5 protein-coding genes are annotated in these 15344 nt (G+C 74.5%); all 5 read left to right on the top strand.

Annotation, left to right across the window (positions count from 1 at the left end; genetic code table 11):
• Window positions 1-185 precede the first annotated feature (185 nt).
• The 5 genes from O7612_RS12945 (at window position 186) to O7612_RS12925 (ending at window position 15300) form a co-directional block, all read left to right on the top strand.
• Entirely contained in the window at window positions 186-8084 is a 7899-nt protein-coding gene (locus O7612_RS12945; RefSeq protein ID WP_282273441.1) for a type I polyketide synthase, read from the top strand.
• Between the two features lie 52 nt (window positions 8085-8136).
• Complete coding sequence (locus tag O7612_RS12940; protein WP_282273438.1) at window positions 8137-13110, top strand: type I polyketide synthase; 4974 nt, start codon at window positions 8137-8139, stop codon at window positions 13108-13110.
• Window positions 13111-13175: 65 nt separating this feature from the next.
• Window positions 13176-13484, top strand: a complete 309-nt coding sequence (locus O7612_RS12935; protein WP_282273436.1) for an acyl carrier protein — start codon at window positions 13176-13178, stop codon at window positions 13482-13484.
• Window positions 13485-13486: 2 nt separating this feature from the next.
• Window positions 13487-14311 (top strand): alpha/beta hydrolase, encoded by an 825-nt coding sequence (locus O7612_RS12930; RefSeq protein ID WP_282273894.1) that lies wholly within the window; start codon window positions 13487-13489, stop codon window positions 14309-14311.
• A gap of 26 nt (window positions 14312-14337) precedes the next feature.
• Window positions 14338-15300, top strand: coding sequence for a sulfotransferase domain-containing protein (locus tag O7612_RS12925; protein ID WP_282273435.1), 963 nt, complete (start codon window positions 14338-14340; stop codon window positions 15298-15300).
• Window positions 15301-15344: the final 44 nt, after the last annotated feature.

The raw sequence follows: 15344 nt of genomic DNA, 5'->3' as shown, positions 1-15344 counted from the left end.
GCCTTGGTAGGAAATCTTCAGCCGAACCGCGAAGATCGTTGGATTTAACCGGGGCGTAACTGGGCGACGCTAGATTGTGACTCACCGCGACATTGACTGCCGCAAATCACCACCGCATCGCCGGTGCCCCACCGGCAAATCCCCCCCGTCACCACGCGATCCTTCGCGACCGAAGTGGGAGCCCGATGAGTAGCGCACCGTACACGCGTGACCTGATCCTTGTCGTCAATCCCGTCGGCATCCTGGAACCCGGCCCACGGATCACCGCGGCCGCCGCCACCGGCGGCGGGGTCGGCGTCATCGACCTGGCCACCGGCGACGACTGGGCGTTGCGGGCGCTCACCCGAGCCGCGCAGTGGTCCCCGACCCCGGTCGGGGTACGGGTGCCGGCGGGCTGCCGGGCCACCCTCGCCGAGGTGCGGCACGCGGCGGCCGGCCCCCTGGAGCTGGTCGTGGTCGAACCGACCAGCCCCTGGCCACTGGCCGAGATCACCGCGCACCACCGGGTGCTGGTCGAGGTGACCAGCCGGGACGAGGCGCGGGCCGCCGCGGCAGCCGGGGCACACGGGCTGATCGCCCGCGGCATGGAGGCCGGCGGCCGGGTCGGCGAACTCAGCTCGTTCGTCCTGCTCCAGCAGCTCGTCGCCGACGAGACCCTCGACCTGCCGGTCTGGGTGGCCGGCGGGATCGGCCCGCGTACCGCCGGCGCCTGCCTGGTCGGCGGCGCGGCCGGCGTCGTCCTGGACACCCAGCTCGCCCTGATGCCCGAGTCGGAGCTGCCGGCGGACGTGCAGGCGGTGATCCGACGGATGGACGGCTCGGAGACCGTGCTGCGCGACGGGACGCGGGGCATCCGTCGGGGCGGCCCGCACCAGGCCGACGTCGAGCTGCTGCCCGTCGGCCAGGACGGCTGGCTGGCGGCCGCCTTCGCCGACCGTTGGCCGGACACCGCCACCGCCGTCCGGGGCATGCGCGCGGCGATGCTCGACGTCGTCGACGACGCGGACGCCGCCGAACTGCTCCAGCCCGGCGCCGCCCTCGCGGCGGCCCTCGGGGTGCGGGTGCCGGTGGCCCAGGGTCCGATGACCCGGGTCAGTGACGAGGCGTCCTTCGCCGCCGCCGTCGCCGACGGCGGCGCGCTGCCGTTCATCGCGCTCGCGCTCAACTCGGCCGACCAGTGCCGCCGGATCATGACCGAGACCGCCACCCGGCTCGGTGACCGCCCCTGGGGGGTCGGGGTGCTCGGCTTCGCCCCCGAGGAGCTGCGGGCCGCACAGCTCGACGTGATCCGGGAGATCCGCCCCGCCTGCGCCATCATCGCCGGAGGCCGGCCACCGCAGGCCCGTGCCCTGGAGGAGCAGGGGATCAGCACGTTCCTGCACGTGCCCTCCCCCGGCCTGCTGCGGCAGTTCCTCCGCTCCGGTGCCCGCAAGTTCATCTTCGAGGGCGCCGAGTGCGGCGGACACGTCGGCCCCCGGGCGAGCTTCCCGCTGTGGGAGGCCCAACTGGCGGTGCTCGACGAGTACCTGGACACCGATCCCGCCGCCGGAGCGCAGCTCCAGGTCTTCTTCGCCGGCGGGGTGCACGACGCCCGGTCGGCGGCGATGGTCGCCACGATGGCCGCGCCACTGGCCCGTCGGGGCGCCCGGATCGGCGTGCTGATGGGCACCGCCTACCTGTTCACCGCCGAGGCGGTGGCGCACGGCGCGGTCCAGCCGCTGTTCCAGCGTGAGGCCCTCACCGCCGAGCACACCGCGCTGCTGGAGACCGCCCCCGGCCACGCCACCCGCTGCCTGCACACCCCCTTCGTCGACGACTTCCACCGGCTGCGCACCCAGCTGGAGAACGCCGGGGCGGAGAACCGCGAGGTGTGGGAGCAGCTGGAACTGCTCAACGTCGGCCGGCTCCGGATCGCCAGCAAGGGGCTGCGCCGCTCCGGCGACGTCGTCGAGGCCGTGGACGAGAGCGTCCAGGCCAGCGAGGGGCTGTTCATGGCCGGCCAGGTCGCGGTGCTGCGCAACGCCGCCACCACCGTCGCCGAGCTGCACGACACGGTCACCACCGAGGTACGGGGGTTCCACGCCGGCCGGCTCGACGCGCTGCGGGAGCGGCTCGCGCCGTCGGCCGGCGAGGTCGAACAACCGGTCGCGCCACTGGACATCGCCATCGTCGGGATGGCCTGCATGCTGCCCGGCTCCCCCGATCTGGACAGCTTCTGGCGTACCGTGCTCAGCGGCACGGACACCGTCACCGAGGTCCCCGCCGACCGGTGGGACACCGACCACTACTACGCCCCCGAGGTCGGGCCGGGGCAGACCGGCCGGATCAGCGTCTCCAAGTGGGGCGGGTTCATCGAGCCGGTGCCCTTCGACGCCATCGGCTACGGCATCCCGCCGGCCGCGCTGAGCAGCATCGACCCCACCCAGCTGCTCGCCCTGGAGGTCTCCCACCGGGCGTTGGTCGACGCCGGCTACGCCTACGACGCCCCGGGTGCCGACCACGCCCGCACCGGGGTGGTGTTCGGCGCGGAGGCGGGCAGCGACATGGGGCACGCCCAGACCCTGCGCACCATGCTGCCGGCCTACCTCGGCGAAGTGCCCGACCAGATGCAGGAGCTGCTGCCCACGGTCACCGAGGACAGCTTCCCCGGCGTGCTGGCCAACGTGATCGCCGGCCGGGTCGCCAACCGGCTCGACCTGGGCGGACCCAACTACACCATCGACGCGGCCTGCGCCTCCTCCCTGGCCGCGATGGACGCCGCCTGCAAGGAACTGGTCAGCGGCGACAGCGACCTGATGATCTGCGGCGGTGCCGACCTGCACAACGGGGTCAACGACTACCTGATGTTCACCTCGGCGCACGCGCTCTCCCCCACCGGCCGGTCCCGCCCCTTCGACAGCACCGGTGACGGGATCGCCCTCGGCGAGGGCGTCGCGTGCGTCGTCCTCAAGCGGTTGGCCGACGCCGAACGCGACGGCGACCGGATCTACGGCGTGATCAAGGGGCTCGGCGGGGCCAGCGACGGGCGGGCCCTCGGCCTGACCGCGCCGCGCCCCGACGGCCAGCGGCGGGCGCTGGACCGGGCCTACCACCGCAGCGGCATCTCGCCGCGTGAGGTGGGCCTGGTGGAGGCGCACGGCACCGGCACCGTCGTCGGTGACCGCACCGAACTGGAGACGCTGACCCGGATGTTCGTCGAGGCCGGCGCCGAACCGGGCGGCTGCGCACTGGGCTCGGTGAAGTCCCAGATCGGGCACACCAAGTGCGCCGCCGGGCTGGCCGGGCTGATCAAGGCGACGCTCGCCCTCTACCACGGCGTCCGGCCGCCCACCATCCACCTGGAGCGGCCCAACCCGGCCTGGCACCCGCAGCAGAGCCCGTTCGCGTTCTTCACCGAGGCCCGCCCCTGGCCGGCGCCGGCCGGTGAGCGGATCGCCGGGGTCAGCGCCTTCGGCTTCGGCGGCACCAACTTCCACGTCGTGCTCAGCGCCTACCCGAACGCGCCGGAACCCCGGCACGCGCAACGGATCTGGCCGGCGGAGCTGTTCTGCTTCCGGGGAACCGACCGGGCCGCCGCCCACCAGCCGATCCGGCAGCTGCTGGAGAGCCTGGCCGGCGACCCGGGTCGGGACCGGCCGGGGCGGCTCGCCGCGCTCGCCGCGTCGGTCGCCGCCAAGGCCGCCAGCCGGCCCGGCCCGACCCAGGTCGCGGTGGTCGCCCGGGACCTGGCCGAACTGGAGATCCTGCTGCGCCGTGCCCTGGCCGGCGAACACGACCCGGCGCGCGGGCTGGTCCAGCCGGCCGAGGGGGAGCCGGTCGGCCCCGGTCAGGTGGCCTTCCTCTTCCCCGGGCAGGGCAGTCAGCGTCCCGGTGCCCTGGGCGAGCTCTTCGTCGCCTTCCCCGAGCTGCGGCACTATCTCGAACTCGACCGGTCGGCGGCGGAGTTGCTCTTCCCGCCGACCGCCTTCGACCAGGACTCCCGACGCGCCCAGGAGGACCGGGTACGCGACACCCGGATCGCCCAGCCGGTGCTCGGCATCGGCGGCCTCGCCATGGACCACCTGCTGCGCCGGCTCGGGGTCCGACCCGACATGACCGCCGGCCACAGCTACGGCGAACTCGTCGGTCTCTGCGTGGCCGGGGCGTTCGACGCGGCCACCCTGCTCGACCTGAGCCGGGAACGGGCGGCGGCCATCCTCGGCGCCTGCGGCGAGGACCCGGGCACCATGGCGGCGGTCAACGCCACCGCCGAACAGGTCGCCCAGGTGCTCGCCGCCGCCGGCCTGACCAGCGAGGTGGTGCTGGCCAACCGCAACGCGCCGCAGCAGGTGGTGGTCTCCGGCCCGACCGGCAAGGTGCGGGCGGCGGTGGTCGCGCTCAAGGAGGCCGGCCTGTCCGCCCGGGCCATCCCGGTGGCCTGCGCCTTCCACAGCCCGGTGGTGGCCGGCGCGGTGGAGACCTTCGCCGAGGTGCTCGCCGCCCGGTCAATCGCCGAACCGCGCATCCCGGTCTGGTCGAACCTGACCGCCGCACCGTACTCCGGTGACGCCGACCAGGTCCGCCACCACCTCGCCGAGCAGATCGGCGCACCGGTGCGCTTCGTCGAGCAGGTCGAGGCGATGTACGCCGCCGGTGCCCGCCTCTTCGTCGAGGTCGGCCCCGGTCAGGTGTTGAGCCGACTGGTGCAGGCGGTCCTCGGTGACCGGCCGCACCAGACGGTCACCTGCGAACGCGGCCCCGCCGACGGGCTGCGCGGCTTCCTGATCTCGGTCGCCGAACTCGCCTGCGCCGGCGTCCCGGTCCGCCCCGACTGGCTGTTCCACGGCCGCACGACTGACGACGCCGACACCACCGCACCGACCCGTCGTCCGCTCTGGACGGTCGACGGCCAACTCGTCCGGGACCAGCACGGCAACTGTCTTCCCGGTGGCATGACCCCACCCCGACGGATCAAGGAGTTGTCGATGACCCCCGCCAACGGCACCGCCACCACCCCCGGCACCGCCACCGGCACCGTCAGCGTCCCCGAAACGGTGACCGTCCGGGAGGTCCGGACCGTCACCGTCAGCGAGCCGGCGGCCGTCCGGGACATCCGGAGCGAGCTGCTCAGCGAGTACCTGCGCACGACCCGGGAGATGATCGCCACCCAGCGGGACGTGATGCTCGCCTTCCTCGGCGACCCGGGCGGCCCCGGGAACCCGCCACCCCCGCAGCCGACCGAGTCCCACCGGGTCGAGGGCTACGCGGCACTGCCCACCGGTCCGGCGCCGACCCCCACCCCGGTCGCCGCGCCCGCCCCCCGGCCCGCCGTCGCCCCGCCCGCGCGGCCCGCCGTCGCCCCGCCGCCGGCCCCGACGTCGATGCCCACCATGGCGGCGACGAACGGCGGCACGGCGGTGGCCACCGCACCGGCGCCGCCGGTCACCCGGCCGACGCCGGTCGCCCCGGAGGTCCGGCCGGTCTCCTCTGCGGTCGCCACCGTCGTCGCGGCCCCCGCCCCGATCGCCGTCGCCTCCCCGGTGGCCGCGCCCGCTCCGGCCGGGCCGGGGCTCGCCGACTTCCAGCAGGCGATCCTCGCAGTGCTCAGCGAGCGCACCGGCTACCCGGTCGACCTCATCGAACTCGACCTCGACCTCGAAGCCGACCTCTCCATCGACTCCATCAAACGCGCCGAGGTCGCCGGCGAGGTCGCCCAACGCCTCTCCCTCAGCGTCGAAGGCGACGAGAGCGAACTCGAAGACCTCGTCAAGGCCCGCACCGTCCGCGCCATGGTCACCTGGCTCGACCAGAAGATGAGCGGCACGGTCACCGCGACCGCCACCCTCACCGCCGCGCTCCCCTCCGGCGACCAGGTCGACGTGACCGCCGCCGACTTCCAGCAGGCGATCCTCGCCGTCCTCAGCGAGCGCACCGGCTACCCCGTCGACCTCATCGAGCCCGACCTCGACCTCGAAGCCGACCTCTCCATCGACTCCATCAAACGCGCCGAGGTCGCCGGCGAGGTCGCCCAACGCCTCTCCCTCAGCGTCGAAGGCGACGAGAGCGAACTCGAAGACCTCGTCAAGGCCCGCACCGTCCGCGCCATGGTCACCTGGCTCGACCAGAAGATGAGCGGCAGCGTCCACGTGTCGGCCGCCACGGCCGCCCCGGCGCTCCCGGCCGCGCCCGCCGCAGCGCCCGCCGCGCCCGCCGCAGCGCCCGCCGCCCCCGCCGCAGCGCCGGCCGCAGCCGTCTCCGCGGTGGCGACCGCGCCCGCCGGCACCAGCCTGGCGGAGTTCCAGCAGTCGATCCTCACCGTGCTCAGCGAGCGCACCGGCTACCCGGTCGACCTCATCGAACTCGACCTCGACCTCGAAGCCGACCTCTCCATCGACTCCATCAAACGCGCCGAGGTCGCCGGCGAGGTCGCCCAACGCCTCTCCCTCAGCGTCGAAGGCGACGAGAGCGAACTCGAAGACCTCGTCAAGGCCCGCACCGTCCGCGCCATGGTCACCTGGCTCGACCAGAAGATGAGCGGCACGGTCACCGCCACCCTCACCACGACGGCGGCCGTCGCCGCGCCGGCCGCCGTCCCCACCACCCCCGCCCCGGCCCCCGCTCCGGCCCCGGCGCCCGCCGGGGTCGGGGTGGGGATCGCACCGAAGCGGCTGGTCGCCCAGGAGAGCGTCGACGCCGGGCAGAGCACCCCGCCGACCGCGCTCGCCGGCATGCGTTTCCTGATCACCGGAGGTGGCCCGGTCGGGGCGTACCTGGCCGAGCTGCTCGGCGCGCACGGCGCCGGCGGCCAGCTCGGCGTGCTCGACAGCGAGCAGGCCGACCAGGGCTTCGACGGGGTGCTGGTGCTCGACGGGCTGACCAACCTCGACGAGCCGCTGCTGCCCGACGTGTTCCCGCTGTTGCAGCGGGCGCTGGCCACCGGGCCGCGCTGGCTGTTCGCCGCCGGGGCGCGGGACGTCACCGGGGCGGCCGACGGCATGCCCGGCCTGTTCCGCACCATCGCCCGCGAGTACCCGGAGCTGACCGCGCGCTTCGTGGCGGTGGACCCGACGGCGACGCCCGAGGTGCTCGCCCGGCAGCTCCTCGACGAACTGCTCACCGCCTCCGACGCCCCGGTGGTCACCCGGCGCGGCACCGACCGGTACGTCGCCGACCTGATCCCGGTCGAGCTGGGCGCGCTGGCCGCCGGAGGTGCCGGCCCGGCCGGCGACGGGGTGTCCGAGGCGGCCGCGATCGGCCTGGAACGCGACTCCGTGGTGGTGCTCGTCGGCGGGGCGCGGGGCATCACCCCGTGGTTCGCCCGGGCGCTCGCCTCGGCCACCGGATGCCGCATCGAGCTGGTCGGCCGTACCCCGTTGCCGACCGCCCCGGAGGACCCGGAGCTGGCGGCCGCCGGTGACCGCGCCGCGCTGGTCGGTGTGCTGGCCCGCCGCGGCGCGTCCTCGCCGGCCGAGATCTCCCGGACCGCGCAGCGCATCCTGGCGGCCCGGGAGGTGACCGCGACCATCGCCGAGCTGACCGAGCTGGGCGGCGAGGTCCGCTACCACACCCTGGACGTCCGGGACGCGGAGGCGACCCGGCGGTTGCTGGCCGACATCCACGCCGAGTACGGCCGCCTCGACGGGGTGGTCTACGCGGCCGGGATCATCGAGGACAAGCTGATCGCCGAGAAGGACCCGGCCTCGTTCACCCGGGTCTTCGACACCAAGGTCGACGGCGCGCGGGGGCTGCTGGCCGGTCTCGACGCGCTGCCCACCACGCCGCGCTTCCTGGTCTTCTTCGGCAGCATCGCCGCCGCCTACGGCAACCGGGGCCAGGCCGACTACGCGGCGGCCAACGACGCCCTGGACGCCATCGGCACCCGCTACGCGGCCCGGACCGGGGTGCGCTGCGTGACCGTGCACTGGGGGCCGTGGGCTCCGGGTGTCGGCCACGGCGGCATGGTCACCGCCGAGTTGAGCCGGGAGTACGCCCGGCGCGGCATCGGCCTGATCGACCCGGAGGAGGGCGCGCTGGCCCTGCTGCGCGAGCTGGCCTGGGCCGACGCCTCGGTCACCTCGGTCGTCTACACCGCCTCGGGCTGGTGAGCGCGTCGATGTGCCGCCCCGCTCCCACCCGCCCCGTCCGTCGGAGGAACCGATGAACAACGGCGCCGCTGCGCCCGGCCAGATCGCGATCGTCGGGATGGCCGCCCTGATGCCCTCCGCCGGTGACCTGGAAAGCTACTGGCGCAACCTGATCGGCGGGGTCGACGCGATCACCGACGTCCCCGCGCACCGCTGGGACGAGGAGTTCTACGACCCGGAGCAGTCCCACCGGGCGGACCGGATGTACTGCCGGCGCGGCGGGTTCGTCGACGAGTACGCCACCTTCGAGCCGCTGCGCTTCGGGGTGATGCCCGCCTCCGTCGGGGACATCGAACCGGACCAGCTGATCACGCTGGAGGTGGCCGCCGCGGCCATCGAGGACGCGGGCGGCGGCGACCGGCTGCCGGCCCGCGACCGGATCGGCGTGATCCTCGGCCGGGGCGGCATCCTCAGCCCCGCCCAGGCCCGTTACGCCCAGCGGGTACGGATGTCCAGCCAGGTCGTCAGCATCCTGCGGGAGCTGATCCCCGACGTCGACCCGGCCCGGCTGGAGCTGCTACGCAAGAAGTTCGACGAGCGGCTCGGGCCGTACCAGCCGGAGGGGACGATCGGCCTGGTGCCCAACCTGGCCGCCTCCCGGGTGGCCAACCGGCTCGACCTGCGCGGTCCGGCGTACACCATCGACGCCGCCTGCGCCTCCTCGTTGATCGCCGTGGACCAGGGCATCACCGAGCTGGTCAGCGGACGCTTGGACGCGGTGCTCGCCGGTGGCGTGCACCACGTGCACGACATCAGCTTCTGGTCGGTGTTCAACCAGCTCCGGGCGCTGTCCCGGCAGGGCGAGATCCGACCGTTCGACGCCGCCGCCGACGGGCTGCTGATCGGCGAGGGCACCGGCGTGGTGGTGCTCAAGCGGTACGCCGACGCGGTGCGCGACGGCGACCGGGTCTACGCGGTGATCCGGGGCAGCGGGGTGTCCAGCGACGGCAAGTCGGCCAGCATGTTCAACCCGGCGGTCTCCGGCCAGGTGCTGGCGATCCGGCGGGCCTGGGAGTCCGCCGGGCTCGACCCGACCGCACCCGACGCGCTGGGGCTGCTGGAGGCGCACGGCACCGGCACCCCGACCGGGGACGCCGCCGAGCTGACCACGGTGGCCGAGGTGTTCGGCCCGTACGCCGGTGGCCCCCGCCCGGTGATCGGCTCGGTGAAGTCGATGATCGGGCACACCATGCCGGCGGCCGGGGTGGCCGGCCTGATCAAGGCCGCGCTCGCGGTGCACCGGGGGGTGCTCCCGCCCACCCTGCACTGCGAGACGCCGCGCAAGGAGATGGCGGCGACCCGGTTCGCCCCGATCGCCACCGCTCAGCCGTGGGAGAGCGACGGTCCGCGCCGGGCCGGGGTCAACGCGTTCGGCTTCGGCGGGATCAACGCCCACCTGATCATCGAGCAGGCCCCCGTGTCGGTGGGCGAGCCGGTGGTCGCGCCGACCGCCCCGGCCGCCGGCCGCGTCGTGGTCGACGAGCCGGACCAGGTGCTCTGGCTGGCCGCGGCGGACCCGACCGGGCTCGCCGGCCTGCTGGCCCGCGACGACCACGAGGTACGCCGGCTCGGCGTCGAGCTGGCCGCCCGTTCCGGCGGGGACTCCCCCGGGTCGGCCCGGCTGGGCATCGTCAACCCCACGGACAAGCTGCTCGCGGTGGCCCGCAAGTCGGTCGAGCGGGGGCAGGCGTGGCGGGGTGGGCGGGACATCTGGTTCAGCCCCCGGCCGCTGCTCGGCCCGGGGGCGGGCAAGCTCGCCTTCGTCTTCCCCGGCCTGGAGGCGGAGTTCTCCCCGCGTACCGCCGACCTGGCCGCCCACTTCGGACTGCCCGACCGGGAGTGGTCCGCCACCGACCTGGGCCGGCACGGCGCCGGTCTGATCGAGGTGGGCAAGCTGCTCGACGAGGCACTGGCCCGGATCCGGGTACGCCCCGACGCGGTCGCCGGGCACAGCATCGGCGAGTGGACCGCCGCCGCGGTCAGCGGCCAGGTCAGCACCGCCGCGATGGACGAGTTCCTCGACCTGTTCAACGCCGACTCGGTGGAGGTCTCCGGCTACGTCTTCGCCGCCGTCGGGGCCGGCGCGGACCGGGTGACGCCGCTGCTCGGCGACTACCCCGGGGTGGTCCTCTCGCACGACAACGCCCCGGCGCAGTCGGTGGTCAACGGCCCGGAGTCGCAGGTGGACCTGCTGGTGGAGGCGTTGCGCACCCGCAACATCCTGTGCCAGAAGCTGCCGTTCCGGTCGGCGTTCCACACCCCCGCCTTCGCCGACGGGCTCACCTCGATCGGTGCCGCCCTGGGTCGCTGGGAGGTGCACCCGACCCGGATGCCGGTCTGGTCGGCGACCCTGCACGCGCCGTTCCCCGCCGACGAGGAGTCGGTCAACCGGATCTTCGTCCGGCACATGATGGAGCCGGTCTGGTTCCGGCAGACCGTCGAGGCGATGTACGACGCCGGGTTCCGGGTGTTCCTCCAGGTCGGTGCCGGGCAGCTCGCCTCGCTGATCGGCGACAACCTGCGCGGGCGTGACCACCTCGCGATGCCGGTGAACACCGCGCACCGCAGCGGGCTGAACCAGCTCCGCCGGGTCGCCACCGCGCTGTGGGTGGAGGGCGGCACGCCGGACCTGTCGGCGCTGGACACCACGGCTCGTCCCCCGGTGACGGCCACGACCGGCGCCCCGGCCCCGGCAACGCCCACCGCCACCGGCCCGGCGAAGCCCGGCACCGGCCGGCGTGGCCCCCGCATCAAGCTCGACCTCGGCGGGCCGCTGGTCCGCCTCGGTGCGGACGCGGCCGGACTGCTCGGCGTGACCACGACGACGGACGGAACGCCGCCGCCGAACGGAGCGCCGACGAACGGGACGGCCCCGACGAACGGAGCGGCCCGGTCGACCGGGACGGCACCGACGAACGGGACGACGACGAACGGAGCGGCCCCGCCGCCGCCGCCGGCCGCCGCGCCACCGGCCGCCACCCGACCGGCCGCCACCCGACCGGCCGCCGCGCCGCCGCCACCCGCCGCGCCGCCGCCACCCGCCGCGCCGCCACCTGCCGCCCGGCCGGTGCCGGTCGTGCAGGCGGCCGGACGGCCTGGTGGGCAGGGCGACCCGGCCCGGCCCGGCACCGCGCTGGACGCGTTGCAGGGCCTCGCGGGCGAGTCCAGCGCGGCGGCGGAGTTCGCCGCCCTGCTGCGGGAGAACACCCGCAACCGTCCGCCGGCCGCGCCGCTGGCGACCGGTGGCAACGGCACCGCGACGCCGACCCGGACCGCACCCCCCACCGTCGCGGGACCGCCCGTCACGCCGGCCGCACGGCCGCCCGCCGTCGCGACCGCCGCGCCGGTGACGCAGCGGCCCGTGACGCCGGCCGCGACCCGCCCGGTGGCCGCCGGGGCCGGTACGGAGGTCGGGCGGATCACCCGGCGGATCTCCCTGGAGACCATGCCGTACCTGCTGGACCACTGCTTCTTCGTCCAGCCCGACGACTGGCCGGACCCGGAGGACCGGTGGCCGGTGGTGCCGGCGACGGCACTGGTCGCGCACATGATGGAGGCGGTGGAGCAGCTGGTGCCCGGCGTCCCGGTGGTGGCCGTGCACGACGCCAAGTTCAACAAGTGGCTGATCGCCGAACCGGCCACCGACGTGGAGATCGTGGTCCGGACCGCCGGCCCGAACAGGTACGCGGTCGTCTTCGCCGGGTACGCGCGGGCGACCATCGAGGTCGGCACCGGGTACCCGACGCCGCCGCCGGTCTGGACCCACGACCCGGCCACCGAGCGACCGCCCACCCTCGGCGCCGCCGAGATGTACGCGGAGCGGCTGATGTTCCACGGCCCGCAGTTCCAGGGCGTCACCGAGGTGCACGCCCTGGGCGACATGCACGTCCGTGGCGTGGTCACCGCGCCGGTGCCGCCCGGGGCGCTGCTGGACAACGCGCTCCAGCTCATCGGCAACTGGTTGATCACCACCCAGCCGTTCCGGACGGTGGCGTTGCCGGTGGGGCTCGGTCAGGTGCGGTTCTACGGGCCGCCGCCCCCGGCCGGCCGGGCGTTCGAGTGCGTCGCCCGGGTCCGCCTCATCGACGACGGCAAGCTCGTCGCCGACACCCAGCTCAGCTACCAGGGTCGGGTGTGGTCGGAGATCGAGGGGGCGGTGGACCGCCGGTTCGACAGTCACCCCCAGGCCCGGGTGGCGGAGCGGTTCCCGGAACGGCACCCGATGTCGCTGTTGCAGCCCGAGGGCTGGACGATGGCCTTCGACTGCTGGACCGACCTGGTCACCCGGGGCATGGCGGCCCGGGGCATCCTCGGCGGCGCCGGCTACGCGGAGTTCGAACGGCAGCCGGCGAAGACCCGCAAGCAGTGGATGCTGGGCCGGATCGCGGCGAAGGACGCGGTACGCGCCCGGCTGTGGGAGGACGGCCACACCGACATCTACCCGATCGAGCTGACCGTCGGCAACGACCCGGACGGGCGGCCGTGGGTACGCGGGCGGCCCGGCCGTGGACTCGGTGACTGCGACGTCTCGCTGGCGCACTGCGCGGAGATCGGCGTGGCGATCGCCCGGCGGCGGCCGGCCGGTGTGACGGCCGGCAGCCCCGGCGTCGGCATCGACGTCGCGGAGGTCACCGACCACCCGGAGAGCACCTTCACGTTCGCGCTCACCCCCACCGAGCTGACCCTGCTGTCCTCCCTGGCCGGTCAGGACGCCGACGCCCGGCGGCTGTGGTTCACCCGGTTCTGGGCCGCGAAGGAGGCGGTCGCCAAGGCCGAGGGCACCGGGCTCGACGGCTCGCCCCGCCGGTTCCGGGTCTCCTCGGCCACCGAGGCCGGGTTGACCGTCGAGGTCGGTGGACGGACGTACCGGGTCGGCTGCCGGGACGTGGCCAACCCCGAGGACCTGCCGCCGCGCCGGTACGTGGTCGCCTGGACCTGGGGGCCGGAGCCGACGCCCAGCACTCCGCCCGGGGTCTCCCGGCCGTGAACCGGCACCCGGCGCACACCGCACTCCCGCCCATCCGATCAGCAGCAACAGAAGGAGCAACGACCATGCCTGCGGCCCAGGACACCATCCTCGCCGAACTCACCGAGATGATCCACGCCGTGCTGGGTGACTTCGCGGACGACCAGGTGGTCACGATGGACACCTCGTTCTCCGCCGACCTGGGGATGGAGAGCATCGACGTGATCGCGCTCGCCGGGCGGCTCCAGTCCCGCTACGGCGACACGGTCAACTTCGCCCACTTCGTCGCCAAGCTGGACCTGGAGACCGTCCGCGAGCTCAAGGTCGGGCAGCTCGTGGCGCACATCGCCGAGTCGCTGGAGCAGGCCGACGAGGTCGGGGCGGGCAGCCGGTGACCATGGTCCGGGCGAACGGGATCACCCTGCACACGCAGCGGCTCGATCCCCCCGGTCCGGCCGTCGACGGCCGGACCGGGCCGACGCCGACCGCCGTGCTGATCCACGGGATGGCCTCGGACACCATGGCGAGCTGGTACTTCACCCTGGCCGAGCCGCTGTCCCGGGCCGGTTTCCCGACCGTCCTGTACGACCTGCGCGGTCACGGGCGCAGCGAGCGCCCGGCCACCGGGTACGCCCTGGACGACTTCGTCGACGACCTGGCGGCGCTGCTGGCGGCGCTGGACGTCAGCGGCCCGCTGCTGCTGCTGGGCAACTCGTTCGGCGGGACCATCGCGTTCGGTTTCGCCGCCCGGCACCCGGACCGGGTGGCCGGCATCGTGACCGTGGAGTCCGCCCCGCCGACGCCGGAGTGGATGGGCCGGGTGCGTCAGCGCCTCGCCCGGGTCGCCGCCCGGCTGCCCCGGGCGGAGACGGTCACCGAGATCGGTGCCCGCCGAGGGCGCGTCGCAGCCCAACGGGCCGCCGACACCGGTCGTATGCTGACCGACACCAGCCTGGCGCAGGAGCTGCCGGCGAGTCCGCTGCCGACCACCGAGGCGTTGGCCGCGATCGGCTGCCCGGTGCTCTGCCTCTACGGCGGCGACTCGGCGGTGGTGGAGCTGGCCCCGGCGGTACGCGGGCTGCTGCCGCAGACCCGGGTCGCGGTCCTGCCCGACCAGAAACACTCGGTGCTGATCGACCGTCCGGAGGAGATCCGCCGGTTGGTCTTCACCTGGCTCGCCGAGGACTGCTCGCTCGACGTCTCCCAACCCACCACCGCATGACGACGCGACACGCAGGAGGTCTTCCGATGGACACCCCGATCACCGGCCGGTCGATCATCATCAGCAACGGCCGGTGCGGATCCACGCTGTTGTCCGACCTGATCCACGAGGAGCCGGGCACCCTGAGTGCCCAGGAGTTCTTCATGTCGGTGGCGCCGTGGGCCCGCAGCGCCGAGGTGATCAGCGGCGCCGAGTACTGGGGGGTGCTGGCCAGCCCCAAGGCGGAACTGGCCACCCTGTTCCGGATCGGGTTGCCGCCGAAGGAGGTCCGCTACCCGGCGACGGGCCGCTGGGCCGACCGGCTGACCGAGCTGCCCCGGATCCTGGCGATCACCCTGTCGAAGCTCACCGCCGATCCGGACGCGCTGTTCGACCAGCTCGCCGAGCGGGTTCCGCAGTTCCCCGACCAGTCCGTGTCCCGGCACCACCGCGACTTCCTCGACCTGCTCGCCGTGCTGACCGGCAAGACCCGGTGGGTGGAACGGTCGGGCGGCTCCAGCCACGTGGCGCCCTACCTGCTGCGGGGCTTTCCGGACTGCAAGATCGTCTACCTGACCCGCAGCTGGGAGGACACCGCCCGGTCGATGAGCCGGCACTCGTCGTTCCAGCTCCTGCAGTTGCGGGTGGAGTTCCTCGGCAAGTGCGGCCTGGACCCGTTCCGGATCGAGGACGACCAGGCGGTGCCGGAGGCCCTCCAGCCGTACCTGCCGGACCGGCTGACCCCCGACGCGCTGCGCGAGCGCGGCCAGGACCTGCGCCGCTACCTCGGGCTGTGCGCGTTCATGAGCAGCCAGGCCGACCAGGCACTGCGGGACGTGCCCCCGACGCACCTGCTGCGGATGTCGTACGAGGACCTGGTCGCCGACCCGGTGGCCGAGTTGACCGGTCTCGGCACGTTCCTGGACTTTCCCGATCCGTCCGGATGGGCCGAGCGGATGGCGCCGCGGGTGGTCGCCCCGGCGCCCCGGAAGCTGCCCGCCGCCGTCTGAACGGTCCCTGTGTGTCCCTACCCGTCCCGGGTCCGGCCATCGGC

It is taken from the genome of Micromonospora sp. WMMD987 (genome assembly GCF_029581435.1).
In the GTDB taxonomy this organism is placed as follows: Bacteria; Actinomycetota; Actinomycetes; order Mycobacteriales; family Micromonosporaceae; genus Micromonospora; species Micromonospora rifamycinica.
Note: the sequence above shows the minus strand (reverse complement) of the source record. Positions and strands in the feature narration are given on the sequence as shown.